Below are 13,720 nucleotides of genomic sequence, written 5' to 3' on the forward strand. Positions count from 1 at the left end.
CCGCGCGCGTACCCATGTGGCCGCCGCGCACACCACCCGCCAGACTGACCCCATGACGGAAACGGAATCCATCGCGTACGACGTCGTGGTGCTCGGGGCCGGACCCGTGGGGGAGAACGTGGCCGACCGCACCCGTGCGGCCGGACTCACCACCGCGATCGTCGAGGGCGAGCTGGTCGGCGGTGAGTGCTCGTACTGGGCCTGCATGCCCAGCAAGGCCCTGCTCAGGCCCGTGATCGCCCAGGCGGACGCGCGCCGCCTGCCCGGCCTCGACCGGGCGGTCCAGGGCCCGCTCGACACCCCCGCGGTCCTCGCCCGCCGCGACGACTACACGTCCCACTGGAAGGACGACGGCCAGGTCGCCTGGGTCGAGGGCATCGGCGCCGACCTGTACCGAGGCCACGGCCGGCTCGCGGGTCCCCGGACGGTCACCGTGACCGCGCCGTCGGGCGCGGTCACCACCCTCACCGCCCGGCACGCCGTCGCCGTCTCCACCGGCACCCGCGCCCAACTGCCCGACCTGCCCGGACTCGCCGAGGTCAAGCCCTGGACCAGCCGGGAGGCGACCAGCGCGGAGGCGGCGCCCGGCCGGCTGATCGTCGTCGGCGGCGGTGTGGTCGCCACCGAGATGGCCACCGCCTGGCAGGCCCTCGGCTCCCGGGTCACCCTCCTCGTCCGGGGCAAGGGCCTGCTGAACCGCATGGAGCCCTTCGCCGGGGAACTGGTCGCCGAGGCGCTCACCGACGCGGGTGCCGACGTCCGCACCGGCACGTCCGTGGCGTCGGTGACCCGGGAGAACGGCACGGTCGTGGTGGTCACCGACGCGGGCGACCGGCTGGCGGCCGACGAGATCCTCTTCGCCACCGGCCGGGTCCCGCACACCGACGACATCGGCCTCGACACCGTCGGCCTTGCCCCCGGCCAGTGGCTGGACGTGGACGACAGCCTGCGCGTCACCGGCACCGACTGGCTGTACGCCGTCGGCGACGTCAACCACCGTGCTCTCCTCACCCACCAGGGCAAGTACCAGGCCCGCATCGCCGGCGCCGCCATCGCGGCCCGCGCCGCCGGCCATCCCCTCCCGGAGGAACCCTGGGGCGCGCACGCCGCCACCGCGGACCATCACGCCGTCCCCCAGGTCGTCTTCACCGACCCCGAGGCGGCCGCGGTCGGCCTCTCCCTCGCCGAGGCGGAAGCGGCCGGCCACCGTGTCCGCGCCGTCGACGTCGAGTTCTCCTCGGTCGCCGGAGCGGGTCTGTACGGCGACGGCTACAAGGGCCGCGCCCGTATGGTCGTCGACCTGGAGGACGAGATCCTGCGCGGCGTCACGTTCGTCGGTCCCGGCGTCGGTGAACTCATCCACTCCGCCACGGTCGCCGTCGCCGGACACGTCCCGGTCAGCCGGCTGTGGCACGCGGTCCCGTCGTACCCGACCCTGAGCGAGGTGTGGCTGCGGCTGCTGGAGGCGTACCGCGACAACTGACCGCCCGGCGGGCGGAGTTCGGCTGACGCGGCGTCGGGGTCTACGGTAGGTCGAAGCCGAGGGCCTCGGCTGCCGCCCGCGGTGCCGGCTGGGCCCACAGGGCCGCGGCGGCCTCGTTCGTGGACAGGGAGCGCAGTTCGGCGCGGTCCAGGTAGAGGGTGCCGTCGAGGTGGTCCGTCTCGTGCTGGACGATGCGCGCCGGCCAGCCGGCGAACTCCTCGTCCAGGGCGCGGCCCTGCTCGTCCTGGCCGCGCAGCCGTACCGCGGCGTGCCGGGCCACCACCGCCTGCCAGCCCGGCACGCTCAGGCAGCCCTCGAAGAACGCGGCACGCGCATCGCCGACGGGCTCGTACACCGGGTTGACCAGAACCCGGAACGGCTGCGGGACGCGGCCCCGGACCACGGCCACCTCCTCGGGCACCGGGGCGGGGTCCTCGACGACCGCGATCCGCAGTGGCACGCCGACCTGCGGCGCGGCGAGACCCACACCGGGAGCGGCGTGCATGGTCAGGCGCAGGGCCTCGACGAAGCGGGCCAGCAGGGCGGGGCCGAGCTGACCGTCGTACGGCACGGCGGCGCGCCGCAGCACGGGCTGTCCGGCGGCGACGATGGGCAAGGGACCGCCGGCGGCGAGGAGTTCCTCGACCCGCTCGGCGGGCGGCGCGTGATCAGGGGAGGGTGCCATCGCGTCAGGATGCCATGCCACCGTGCCGGCGGCGGCCCCGGTACACGCGCCGAGGGCCCGGTCCCCGTACGGAACCGGGCCCTCGGCCCGCGTTCACTCCCGCGGGAGGTCGCCCGCGAGCGCCGAGGCGATCCGCAGGTGCCGCTCCGCCTCCTCGTGCCGGGCCTGCCGCTGGAGCGTGCGCCCCAGCAGAAGCCGGGCGTAGTGCTCCACCGGGTCACGCTCGACGATGGTCAGCAACTCGGCTTCGGCGCGGCGCAGTTGGGCCGAGTGGTAGTAGGCGCGGGCCAGCAGCAGCCGGGGTCCCGTCTGCTCCGGCACCTCCTCGACCAGCCCGGTCAGCACCCGTGCCGCGCCCGCGTAGTCCCTGGCGTCGAAGAACTGCCGCGCACGCTCCCAGCGCTCGGCGGGCGTTCCGTGGTCGTAGTACGTGGTCTCCACTCGCGTCTCCACTGTGACCTCCTTCGACGGCCCCAACAGGACGCGTTCGTTCAATATTCCACTAGCTGTTCCGTGTCTCGGGGCACCGTGCGGGGCGAGGACGCGCTCCAGGACGGCGCGCGCGGCGCAGTGGGCGAGGCCGATGACGCGGGAGTCGACAGGGGGTGCGCTCCAGCAGGCCGGCCGACCCCAGGCCGCGGGCCGGCCTGGAGGCCACCAGTGCGTACGGGGCGTGCGTGAGCCCCAGCGGGGCCACCGCCGTTCACGCCGGCACCCGTGAGCGCGCCGCACTTCCCGGTTACGGTGCTGCCATGCCCCAGGAACTCCCGGATCCCGCCCTGATCGAACGGCTCCGCCGTGACCTGCCCGAGGGGCGCGTCGTCACCGACCCCGCCGTGCTCGCGGGGTACGCGCACGACGAGGCCGCGTGGGCGCCCCACGGACAGCCCGCGGCGGTCGTACGGCCGCGGACCGCAGAGGAGGTGCGGACGGCCGTCCGCGCCTGCCTCGACCACGCGGCCCCGGTGGTCGCCCGCGGGGCCGGCACCGGTCTGTCCGGCGGCGCGAACGCCGTCGACGGGGCGGTGGTGCTGTCCACCGAGGCCATGACCGCCATCAGGCGCATCGACCCGCTGGAGCGGCTCGCGGTCGTCGAACCCGGCGTCGTCAACGAGGATCTGCGCACCGCCTGCGCCGCGCACGACCTCTGGTACCCGCCGGACCCGGCCAGCGCCCGCTGGTCCACCATCGGCGGCAACGTGGCCACGAACGCGGGCGGGCTGTGCTGTGTGAAGTACGGCGTCACCCGCGACTACGTGCTGGGCCTGGAGTTCGTCACCGGCACCGGGGAACTCGTCCGCGTCGGCCGCCGTACGGCCAAGGGCGTCGCGGGCTACGACCTCACCGGCCTGATGGTCGGCTCCGAGGGCACCCTCGGCGTGATCACCGAGGTGACGCTCCGGCTACGGCCCAGCCGCCCGCCGGAGCACACGGTCGCCGCGTACTTCTCGTCCCCCGTGGACGCGGGCCGCGCGGTCGCCGCGGTGGCCGCCGCCGGGGTCGTCCCCTCGGCCCTCGAACTCATCGACCGGTACTGCCTCCAGGCCGTCGACGCGTGGCAGCGGATGGGACTGTCCGCCGACGCCGACGTGGTCCTGCTCGGCCGCACCGACGCGCCCGGCAAGGCGGGCGACGAGGAGGCCGACACCATGCTGCGCTGCTTCGAGGACGCGGGCGCCACCTGGGCCGAGCGCTCCACCGACCCGCAGGAGGCGGACGCCCTGTTCGAGGCCCGCCGGCTCGCCTACCCGGCCGTGGAACGGCTCGGCCCGGTGCTCACCGAGGACGTCTGCGTCCCCAGGTCCGCCGTCCCCGAGATGCTCGGCCGCATCCACGCCATCGCCGCGCGCCGCGACACGCTCATCGCCAACATCGCGCACACCGGGGACGGCAACCTGCATCCGCTGCTCATCACCCGGCCGGGCGACGACGCGGCGCGGGAGCGGGCGCAGGCCGCCTTCGACGAGATCATCTCCGAGGCGCTGGCGCTGGGCGGCACGGTCACCGGCGAGCACGGGGTCGGCCTGCTCAAGCGGGAAGGGCTGCGCGCCGAGCTGGGCCCGCAGGTGATGGCACTCAATCAGGCCGTCAAGGACGCCCTCGACCCCCGCGGCCTGCTCAACCCCGGCAAGGTCATCGGCCGGTGAGGCGGCCCGCGGCGTGCTGCCCGCGGCGCTAGGGTCGCCCGCATGACCGACGACTCCCTGCGCTCCGTGACCGTCGAGCGCACCAGCACCGGCCGCTTCGTGGCCACCAACGCCCGCGGCGGCTCCGTCCCCTTCGGCACCGGGGCCGCCGGGGACACCGAGTTCACCCCGGTCGAGCTGCTCCTCGCGGCGCTCGGCGGCTGCACGGCGGTCGACGTGGACGTCGCGACCACCCGGCACGCGGAGCCCACGTCCTTCACCGTCGCCGTGCAGGGCACCAAGGTCGACGACGACCTCGGCAACCGCCTCACCGACCTCACCGTGACCTTCCACGTCACGTTCCCCGACGGCGAGGGCGCCGAGCGGGCCCGGGCCATCCTGCCCCGGGCCGTCAAGACCTCCCACGACCGGCTCTGCACGGTCAGCCGCACGGTGGAGACGGGAACACCCGTGACGGCGACCGTCGCGGACGCCTGACTCCGTGTAACACCGAGGCGTGCCGACATACTCCGAGTTGCCGGGTATTCCGGACCGTTTGCTGCGGCAGTGTGTCGGCCTCATGGCGGGACCGGCCCAAGCCTGGCCTTCTCCGCAAGGTACGAACCAAAGTGATGATCACGCCCTGGGGAGGTGCTGCGGATGGTCCGCTCCGTGCTGCGCAAAGCGGCCGGCTGGCTGCTGATGATCGTGGTCGCGACCAACGCCACGTACTTCCTGGCCAGTTGGTTCCTGGACCCCCGGTCCAACTTCAAGGACCTGCGGCCCGTCCGCAGCGAGGCCCAGATCGACCGGGCCCTCGCGCCGTACGACCTCGACCCGCGGGTCCCGCTGGTGCACCGCTGGTGGGACTGGCTCACCTCGGTGGTCCTCCACTTCGACTGGGGGAAGTCACCCACCGGCGTCTCCGTCAACGGCGAGGTCGGCTACCGGGCGCTGGTCAGCGCGGAGTTGGTCCTCGTCGCGACGGTCCTGTCCGTCGTCGTCGGCGTCGCGCTCGGGGTGTACACCGCGGCCCGGCAGTACGGCTTCGCCGACAGGATCTCGCAGGCGGTGTCCATCGCGGTGCTCAACGTCCCGACGTCCGTGGCCGCGCTCGCGGTGGTCTTCGCCGCCATCTGGCTCAACCAGCACGCCGGACTTCACTTCCTCTACGTCGCCGGGGAGAACTCACCCGACGTCACCGGAACACTCCCGGTCATCGGCGACCGCCTGCTGCACCTGATCCTGCCGACCCTGACCCTGACCCTGATGGGGTACGTCGGGTATCACCTGACCCAGCGTTCGCTGCTCCTCGACACGATCGACGCCGACTTCGTGCGCACCGCCCGGGCCACCGGGCTCACCCGCGGCCAGGCGATCCGCCGGCACGCGCTGCGGGCCGCGCTCATCCCGACGGCGGCCTCCGTGGCGTTCGGCGTCCCCGCGATCTTCACCGGTGCCGTCATCACCGAGACGGTCTTCGGCTGGAACGGCATGGGCCGCTACTTCGTCCAGACCATCGCCAAGAACGACGTGCACGGCGCGGTCGCGACGGCCGCCTTCGCCGCGGCCCTCACCGCGATCGGCGCGATCCTCGCGGACATCGCCACGGTCTTCCTCGACCCGAGAGTGAGAGTGAGCTGACGTGGCCACCGACGCGACCCCGAACGCCCCGGCGCGCACGACGTCCGACGCCCCGTCCGGTACGGCGGCCCACTCCGCGCCGCAGCGGACCGAGCTCGGCCTCGGCCGGCTCTATCTGCGCCGCTTCACCCGCAACCGCCCCGCCGTCGCCGGCGTGGTGATCCTCCTGCTGCTGGTGCTGTTCAGCACCGTCGGCGACCGGATCACCTCCTACGCCTACACCGACGCCGACTTCACCGCGCTCACCCGTCCGCCGAGCGCCGCGCACTGGTTCGGCACCAACCAGGGCGGCAACGACATCTACGCCTGCGCCGTGCACGGGCTCCAGCGCTCCCTGATGATCGCGGCGAGCGTGTCCGTGCTGACGATCGTCGTCGCCGCGCTCGTCGGCGCCGGCGCCGCCTACGCCGGCGGCCGCGTCGAGCGGGCGACCCTCGCCCTCGTCCACTTCCTGCTGATCGTCCCGTCGTTCCTCATCCTCGCCCTGGTCTCGCACCGGCTCGCGGGCGACTGGCGTGTCCTGATCGTCGTCCTCACCGTGTTCGGCTGGATGCCGACCGCGCGGGTGATCTGGTCCGTCTCGACCTCGCTGCGCGAACGGGACTACGTGACGGCGGCGCGGTTCATGGGCGTCGGCCCGCTGCGCATCGTCCTGCGCCACATCATCCCCAACCTGGGCTCCCTGCTGATCGTCAACCTCACCCTGGGCGTCGTCACGACCGTGCTCAGCGAAACCGCCCTGTCGTTCCTCGGGTTCGGCGTGCAGACCCCGGACGTCTCCCTCGGCACGATGCTCGCGGACGGGGCGGGCACCGTCACCAGCGCCCCCTGGCTGTTCGCCTTCCCCGCGGGACTCGTCGTCCTGCTCACCGTGTCGATGACGCTCATCGGCGACGGACTGCGCGACGCCCTCGACCCCACGTCCGTGACCGGCTCGGCGGGAGGCCGACGATGACCCTCGCGACCCCCGCGCCCAGCCCCGCGGCCGCCGGCGCGCCCGCCCCCGTGCTCTCCGTGCGGGACCTGCGGATCTCCTTCCCCTCCGAGGCCGGCCCCGTCGAGGCGGTACGCGGCATCGGCTTCGACCTGCTGCCCGGCCGCACCCTGTGCATCGTGGGCGAGTCCGGCTCCGGCAAGTCGGCCACCGCGACGGGCATCATGGGCCTGCTGCCGCCCTCCGCCGACGTCGGCGGCCATGTGCTGCTGGAGGGCCGCGACCTGATCGGCCTGGACGACCGGGAGCTGTCCCGCGTCCGCGGCAGATCCATCGGCATGGTCTTCCAGGACCCCCTCTCCGCGCTCACCCCGATCTTCTCCGTGGGCCGACAGCTCTCCGACGCCCTGCGGGTCCACCAGGACCTGACCCGGCGCGCCGCCTGGGAACAGGCCGTCGAACTCCTCGACCTCGTCGGCATCCCGGACCCGCGCGGCCGCGCCGCCGCCTTCCCGCACGAGTTCTCCGGCGGCATGCGCCAGCGCGTGGTCATCGCCCTGGCCATCGCCAACCGGCCCTCCGTCCTCGTCGCCGACGAGCCCACCACCGCGCTCGACGTCACCGTCCAGGCGCAGATCCTCGACGTCCTGCGCCGGGCGCAGCGCGAGACCGGCGCCGGACTCGTCCTCATCACCCACGACCTCGGGGTCGTCGCGGGCCACGCGGACGACGTCGCCGTCATGTACGCGGGCCGGTTCGTGGAACACGCGGGCGTCGAGGAGCTGTTCCGCCGGCCGACGATGCCGTACACCGCGCGGCTGCTCGCCGCCGTACCGACCGTGGACGGCGGCGAGCGCCGGCCTCTCGTCCCCATCGGCGGGGAACCGCCCGCCCTGGTCGGCCTGGAGGCCGGCTGCCCCTTCGCGAGCCGCTGCGCCGTCGCCCTCGACGCCTGCCGCGCCGACGAACCCGCGCTGCGTCACGTCGGCGGGCACGGGCAGGCGGCCTGCCTGCGGGCCGAGGAGATCGCCGACGGCACCCTCGACCCGGCGGGCGGTGCCGCACCGGCCGACGACCGGGTGCCCGCGGTCCGTGCCGGGGCCGGTGAGGTGGTGCTGCGCGTCGAGGACCTCGTGAAGACCTTCCCGGTCACCAGGGGCGCCCTCCTCAAACGCCGGATCGGCACGCTGCACGCCGTCAACCGCGTCGGCTTCGAGCTGCGCGCCGGCGAAACCCTGGGCCTCGTGGGCGAGTCCGGCAGCGGCAAGACGACGACGCTCATGGAGATCCTGCGGATGCGGCGGCCCGAGGGCGGCCGGATCGAGATCGCCGGCACCGACGTCGCCACGCTCGCCCCCGGTGCGCGCGCCCGCGCGCTGCGGCAGGACGTCCAGATCGTCATGCAGGACCCGCTCGGCGCCCTGGACCCGCGCATGCCGGTCTTCCAGCTCCTCGCCGAACCCCTGCGGGCCGCCGGCCGGGACCGCGCCTCGATCCGCACCCGGGTGCGCGAACTGCTGGCCCTGGTCGGCCTGGACGACACGGCGGGCGCGCGGTTCCCGGCCGCGCTCTCCGGGGGCCAGCGCCAACGCGTCGGCATCGCCCGCGCCCTGGCGACGGAGCCGAAGCTGCTCGCCCTGGACGAGCCGCTGTCCGCCCTCGACGTCTCCGTGCAGGCCGGGGTGATCAACCTGCTGGCACGCCTCAAGGCCCAACTCGGCCTCGCCTACCTCGTGGTCGCGCACGACCTGGCCGTGATCCGGTACGTCTGCGACCGCGTCGCGGTGATGTACCTCGGCCACATCGTCGAGACCGGCGAGACCGAGGCCGTCTTCGCCGACCCCCGACACCCTTACACCCGGGCGCTGCTGTCCGCGGTCCCGGTGCCCGACCCGGCGCGGGAGCGCGCCCGCGAACGCATCGTCCTGGAGGGCGAGCAGCCCGGCGCCGCCCGACTGCCCGCCGGCTGCGTCTTCGTGGACCGCTGTCCGCTGTACCGCCGCGCCGACGACACCGTACGGCACCTCTGCCGTACCGAGCGCCCCGCGCCCGCCCCCGTGCCCGGCCGCCCCGGCCACCAGTACGCCTGCCACGCGGTCTGACCCGCCCGTCTCCGGCACCGCGTCCACCCTCCGCACCCCCCGCCGACCCAGAAGGAACGATCTGTCATGCGCGCACGACTGGCCCTGCCCGTCGCTCTCCTCGCCGCGATCTGTGTCACCGCCACCGCGTGCCGGTCCTCGTCCGGCACGGGCTCGGACGCGAAGGACACCCCGGCTGCGGCGTCGGGGGCCGCCGACTACAACCCCACGCCGTACGACCGGATCAAGGACGGCGGCACCTACACCTCCGCCGGGACCTTCGACGACCAGGGCAACCCGTTCAACGTCAACGCGACGCTGACCGCGAGCCGGGTGTGGTCCTGGTACAACGCCGACGCGATCACCTACTCGCCGACCGGCGACGTGCAGTACAACCCCGACTACTTCAGCGATGTGAAGGTGTCCGTCGAGGGCGGCGACCAGAAGGTCACGCTGACCATCAACCCCAAGGCCGTCTTCAACGACGGCACCCCGATCGACTGGACCGCGATCAGGGCCACCTGGCAGGCGAACAACGGCTCGGACAAGGCCTACGCCGCCTCGTCCACGGACGGCTACGACCGGATCACCTCCGTCGAGAAGGGCGAGAACGCCAAGCAGGCCGTGCTCACCTTCAAGGGCGTCGACCCCTCCTGGTCCAGCCTGTTCACGACCTTCCTGCACCCCAAGGCGGCCACGGTCGAGAACTTCGACAAGGCCTACGTCAAGAAGGCCCATCCGGAGTGGGGCGCGGGACCGTACACGATCGGCTCCTGGGACACCCACTCGGGGAACATCACCTTCGTCCGCAACCCCAAGTGGTGGGGCCGGAAAGGCAAGTTGGACAAGCGCGTCTACGTCAACCTGGAGTCGACCGCCGCGGTCAACGCCTTCAAGAACGGCCAGCTCGACTCCGTCCCCGCCGTCGACGCCGAGAGCCTCAAGCAGGTCAAGGGGCTCAAGGGCACCGAGATCCGCCGCGGCGGCAGCCCCTTCGAGTACTCCCTCTACCTCAACACCAAGTCCCCGCTCCTCGCGGACAGGGCCGTGCGCGAGGCCGTCGAGGAGAGCGTCGACCGCACCCAGATCGCGAAGATCCGGTTCCAGGGCCTCGACTACCGGGAGCCGCTGCCCGGTTCGGCCGTGCTGTACAGCTTCCAGAAGGGCTACCAGGACAACGTCTCGGCCGTGCTGACGTACGCGCCGGCGCAGGCGCGGAAGGAACTCGACGCGGCGGGCTGGAAGCCCGGAAGCGACGGCGTCCGGGCCAGGAACGGCAGGAAGCTGGAGATCGGCTACACGCTCCTCGGCGACGACCCGCTGGGCAAGGCCACGGCCGGCGCCCTCGCCGCGATGCTGAAGCAGGCCGGCATCCGGCTCGTCATCGACAAGGCCGACGAGGCCGACTTCGCCGGCATCCTCAGCGGACGCAAGTTCGACCTGTTCGTCTCCGGCAACCGCTCCACGGACCCGTTCGGCGCCCGCTACCTGTGCGACTTCTACTGCTCGGACCGTGACTCCAACATCACCGGCGCCGGCACGCCCGCGCTGGACAAGGAGATCCGCGCGACCGGCGCCATCGCCGACCGCGACCGGCAGATCACGGCGGTCAACAAGGTAGAGCGCGACGCTCTGCGGCAGTACGCCTTCCTCCCGCTGTACAGCGGTCCTTCGACCTACGCAGTGAAGAAGGGCCTCGCCAACATCGGCGCGACCATCTTCTACAACCCGCTCCCGGAGACGGTGGGTTGGCAGAAGTGACCTCAGGGGTGTGATCATCCGTGGGGAGGATGCGAGGGCCGTCCACCCCCGATGAGGATGTCCGGGCCATGTTCGTCCGTCACGGAAGGGACATCCCTTGCGCATCCCCCGGTTATTCGGAACAGCCCTGGCCACCACGCTGCTGCTGACCGTCGCGGCGCCGGTCGCGTCCGCCGCCGCGAGACCGGCCGCCGCGCCGCCCGCACCGGCCGCGCTGGACCCGGCGGCGCTCGGCCGGACGCTCGACGCGGTGCACGACGCGGGCATGTACGGCATCTACTCCTCCGTGCGCGACGGCTCCGACCGGTGGGCCGGCGCGTCCGGGGTCGCCGACGTGGACACGGGCCGCCCGGTGCGCGCGGACATGCGGCACCGGATCGGCAGCATCAGCAAGACGTTCGCCGCCGTGGCCGTCCTCCAGCAGGTCGAGCGCGGCCGGATCCGCCTCGACGCGCCCATCGGCGACTACCTGCCGGACCTGATCCCGGGTGAGCGCGGCCGCGAGATCACCGTCCGTATGCTGCTCAACCACACCAGCGGCATCGGCGACTACGTCCTGAGCGCCTTCCCCTCGCTCGCGCAGGGGTCGACCGCCAGCCTCGACGAGGACCGCTTCCGCTCCGTCCCGCCCGAGGAACTGGTCCGGCTCGGACTGGCCGCGCCCGCCACCGGCCGGCCCGGCGAGAAGTGGTCGTACTCCAACACCAACTACGTCATCGCCGGACTGCTGCTCGCCAAGGTCACCGGCCAGGACCCCGAGGCGTACATCACCCGCCACGTGATCGACCGGGCCGGACTGCGGCACACCTCCTACCCGCGTTCCGCGTACATCCGGGGCCCGCACGCCCGCATGTACGAGAGCTACTACGGCCTGATCGACCCGCCACGCGACTACAGCGTCTACGACATGTCCTGGGCCTACACGGCGGGCGCGATCGTCTCCACCACCGACGACCTGAACCGGTTCTACCGCGCCCTGCTGGGCGGAACGCTCGTCGGACCCGAGGCCCTCCGGCAGATGCGGACCACCGTTCCGGCGGGCGGCGGCATGAACTACGGACTCGGCATCTACTCCGTCGACGTGACCGGCTGCGGCCGCTTCTGGGGGCACGACGGCGCGGTCTTCGGCGCCGGCACCGTCGCCCTGTCCAGCCCCGACGGCAGCCGCCAGGTGGCCGTGGGCTGGAACCTCATGAAGTACGAGCGCCTCAACTCCGACGGCACCGGCTTCGAACCGAGCCCGATCGACGACGCCCTGGGCCACTACGTCGTCGCGGCCCTGTGCCCGTCGGCGACACCGCCCGCGGCCCGCACGGCGGCCACCTCGCTGCGGCGGATCCTGACCGTCACGGGCGCGGGCACCGTCACGGGCACGGACCTCTCGCCGGCCCCCTGGGTCGCGGCACTGCGCTGACGGCACCGCACGGCACGACGGCGGGCGGGCCGGTCCGGCGTCACGGCGGGCCCGGGTCGGCGGAGCGGGGAGGCCGGGCCCAGCCCAGGGACCGCTCCACCGCCCGCTGCCAGTTCTCGTACTCCGCCTCCCGCAGCGCGGGGTCCATGTCGGGCAGCCACTGCCCGGCCCGGTGCCAGTTGCGGCGCAGCACCTCCAGGTCCGGCCAGTAGCCGGCGGCGAGCCCGGCCGCGTACGCGGCGCCGAGCGAGACCGTCTCGGCGACCATGGGCCGCACCACGGGCACGTCCAGCACGTCGGCCACGAACTGCATGAGCAGGTTGTCCGCGGTCATGCCCCCGTCCACCTTGAGCTGCTGGAGGGGGACCGAGGAATCGGCGTTCATGGCGTCGACGACCTCTCGGGTCTGCCACCCGGTGGCCTCCAGCACGGCCCGCGCCAGGTGCCCCTTGGTGATGTACGAGGTGAGGCCGACGATGACCCCGCGGGCGTCGCTGCGCCAGCGCGGCGCGAACAGCCCCGAGAAGGCGGGGACGATGTAGCAGCCGCCGTTGTCCTCGACCGTCCGGGCGAGGGTCTCGATCTCCGGAGCGCTGCTGATCAGGCCCAGCCGGTCCCGGAACCACTGGACGAGCGCTCCGGTGACGGCGATCGAGCCCTCCAGGGCGTAGGCCGGCCGCTGGTCCCCGATCTTGTAGGCGACGGTGGTGAGGAGCCCGTGCCGGGACCGCACCATGTCGGCGCCGGTGTTGAGGAGCAGGAAGCTGCCCGTTCCGTACGTGCACTTCGCCTCGCCGGGGGAGAAGCAGGTCTGGCCGAAGAGCGCGGCCTGCTGGTCGCCCAGCGCGGCCGTGATGGCGACGCCCGGCAGCAGCGCGCGGGCATCGCCGTACAGCTCGGCGGACGACCGGATCTCGGGCAGCATCGAGCGGGGCACTCCGAAGAAGGCGAGCAGTTCGTCGTCCCAGGTCAGCGAGCGGATGTTCATCAGCATCGTGCGGCTGGCGTTGGTCGCGTCGGTGATGTGCAGGCCCCCTTCGGGGCCCCCGGTGAGGTTCCAGATCAGCCAGCTCTCCATCGTTCCGAACAGCACCTCGCCGTCGTCGGCGCGCTGCTGGAGCCCCTTGACGTGGTCGAACAGCCAGCGGAGCCGCAGCGCCGAGAAGTAGGTCGAGGGCGGCAGACAGCACCGTTCGAGGAAGAACTCCTCGCCGGGGTTCTCTCTCAGCTCCTCGACGAGCGGTGCCGTGCGGGTGTCCTGCCAGACGATCGCCCGGCCGAGCGGGGCGCCGGTCCGCCGGTCCCAGAGCACGGTCGTCTCGCGCTGGTTCGCCAGACCGATGGCGGTGACCTGCCCCGGGTCGACACCGGCGACGGACAGGGCCTCGGGCACGATGCGCCGGAGGTTCTGCCAGATCTCGACGGCGTCGTGCTCGACCCAGCCGGGCTCGGGGAAGTGCTGCTGATGTTCCTTCTGCGCCACCGAGACCAGCCGCCCGCGGCGGTCGAACAGGATGCATCGGGTCGAGTTGGTGCCCTGATCGATGGACATTACATACCGTTCAGCCATGATCGGGTCTGCCTTCCGAGGG

At 73.0% G+C, this 13,720-nt stretch carries 11 protein-coding genes; 8 read left to right on the top strand and 3 right to left on the bottom strand.

Translation table 11 applies throughout. The annotated features are described in order from the left end of the window. Positions 1 to 52 precede the first annotated feature (52 nt). The gene (locus ACZ4MF_RS21635; protein ID WP_467493567.1) at positions 53 to 1,483 is read left to right on the top strand and encodes a dihydrolipoyl dehydrogenase family protein; all 1,431 of its coding nucleotides are present in this window, start codon (positions 53 to 55) and stop codon (positions 1,481 to 1,483) included. A 40-nt stretch (positions 1,484 to 1,523) separates the two neighbouring features. Here the strand turns inward: ACZ4MF_RS21635 and ACZ4MF_RS21640 are convergent, their stop codons facing one another. Together ACZ4MF_RS21640 and ACZ4MF_RS21645 are read right to left on the bottom strand one after the other, a co-directional pair. Further along, on the bottom strand, positions 1,524 to 2,168 hold the full coding sequence (locus ACZ4MF_RS21640) for a peptide deformylase (RefSeq protein ID WP_467493568.1): 645 nt from the start codon (positions 2,166 to 2,168) through the stop codon (positions 1,524 to 1,526). Positions 2,169 to 2,261: 93 nt separating this feature from the next. Further along, positions 2,262 to 2,609 carry a tetratricopeptide repeat protein gene (locus ACZ4MF_RS21645; protein WP_356033037.1) on the bottom strand — a complete coding sequence of 116 codons (348 nt, stop codon included), beginning with the start codon at positions 2,607 to 2,609 and terminating at the stop codon, positions 2,262 to 2,264. Between the two features lie 311 nt (positions 2,610 to 2,920). Here ACZ4MF_RS21645 and ACZ4MF_RS21650 point away from each other — a divergent pair, with 311 nt between their 5' ends. The 7 genes from ACZ4MF_RS21650 to ACZ4MF_RS21680 all read left to right on the top strand — a co-directional run bounded on the left by ACZ4MF_RS21650 (position 2,921) and on the right by ACZ4MF_RS21680 (position 12,128). Beyond that, positions 2,921 to 4,315 carry an FAD-binding oxidoreductase gene (locus ACZ4MF_RS21650; RefSeq protein WP_467493569.1) on the top strand — a complete coding sequence of 465 codons (1,395 nt, stop codon included), beginning with the start codon at positions 2,921 to 2,923 and terminating at the stop codon, positions 4,313 to 4,315. A gap of 42 nt (positions 4,316 to 4,357) precedes the next feature. After that, a complete protein-coding gene (locus ACZ4MF_RS21655; protein WP_467493570.1) occupies positions 4,358 to 4,792 on the top strand; it encodes an OsmC family protein in 435 nt (144 codons plus the stop codon). A gap of 162 nt (positions 4,793 to 4,954) precedes the next feature. Next, a complete protein-coding gene (locus ACZ4MF_RS21660) occupies positions 4,955 to 5,938 on the top strand; it encodes an ABC transporter permease (protein ID WP_467493571.1) in 984 nt (327 codons plus the stop codon). A gap of 1 nt (position 5,939) precedes the next feature. After that, a complete protein-coding gene (locus tag ACZ4MF_RS21665) occupies positions 5,940 to 6,893 on the top strand; it encodes an ABC transporter permease (protein ID WP_467493572.1) in 954 nt (317 codons plus the stop codon). Further along, positions 6,890 to 8,974: a dipeptide ABC transporter ATP-binding protein gene (locus ACZ4MF_RS21670; RefSeq protein ID WP_467493573.1), complete on the top strand. Its 2,085-nt coding sequence runs from the start codon at positions 6,890 to 6,892 to the stop codon at positions 8,972 to 8,974. The genes ACZ4MF_RS21665 and ACZ4MF_RS21670 overlap by 4 nt, the downstream gene beginning before the upstream one ends. A 66-nt stretch (positions 8,975 to 9,040) precedes the next feature. Further along, positions 9,041 to 10,714, top strand: a complete 1,674-nt coding sequence (locus ACZ4MF_RS21675; protein ID WP_467493574.1) for an ABC transporter family substrate-binding protein — start codon at positions 9,041 to 9,043, stop codon at positions 10,712 to 10,714. 97 nt (positions 10,715 to 10,811) lie between these two features. Further along, positions 10,812 to 12,128, top strand: a complete 1,317-nt coding sequence (locus tag ACZ4MF_RS21680; RefSeq protein WP_467493575.1) for a serine hydrolase domain-containing protein — start codon at positions 10,812 to 10,814, stop codon at positions 12,126 to 12,128. Between the two features lie 40 nt (positions 12,129 to 12,168). Here the strand turns inward: ACZ4MF_RS21680 and glpK are convergent, their stop codons facing one another. Next, positions 12,169 to 13,698, bottom strand: a complete 1,530-nt coding sequence (glpK, locus tag ACZ4MF_RS21685) for a glycerol kinase GlpK (protein ID WP_467493576.1) — start codon at positions 13,696 to 13,698, stop codon at positions 12,169 to 12,171. Positions 13,699 to 13,720 lie beyond the last annotated feature (22 nt).

It is taken from the genome of Streptomyces sp. NPDC025793, assembly GCF_055558375.1.

Excerpts from the sequence above, each read along its gene's own strand:
- ACZ4MF_RS21675 (WP_467493574.1), top strand. The coding sequence starts at position 9,041 with ATGCGCGCACGACTGGCCCTGCCCGTCGCTCTCCTCGCCGCGATCTGT.
- ACZ4MF_RS21635 (WP_467493567.1), top strand. The coding sequence starts at position 53 with ATGACGGAAACGGAATCCATCGCGTACGACGTCGTGGTGCTCGGGGCC.
- glpK (WP_467493576.1), bottom strand. The coding sequence starts at position 13,698 with ATGGCTGAACGGTATGTAATGTCCATCGATCAGGGCACCAACTCGACC.
- ACZ4MF_RS21650 (WP_467493569.1), top strand. The coding sequence starts at position 2,921 with ATGCCCCAGGAACTCCCGGATCCCGCCCTGATCGAACGGCTCCGCCGT.
- ACZ4MF_RS21640 (WP_467493568.1), bottom strand. The coding sequence starts at position 2,168 with ATGGCACCCTCCCCTGATCACGCGCCGCCCGCCGAGCGGGTCGAGGAA.
- ACZ4MF_RS21655 (WP_467493570.1), top strand. The coding sequence starts at position 4,358 with ATGACCGACGACTCCCTGCGCTCCGTGACCGTCGAGCGCACCAGCACC.
- ACZ4MF_RS21670 (WP_467493573.1), top strand. The coding sequence starts at position 6,890 with ATGACCCTCGCGACCCCCGCGCCCAGCCCCGCGGCCGCCGGCGCGCCC.
- ACZ4MF_RS21660 (WP_467493571.1), top strand. The coding sequence starts at position 4,955 with ATGGTCCGCTCCGTGCTGCGCAAAGCGGCCGGCTGGCTGCTGATGATC.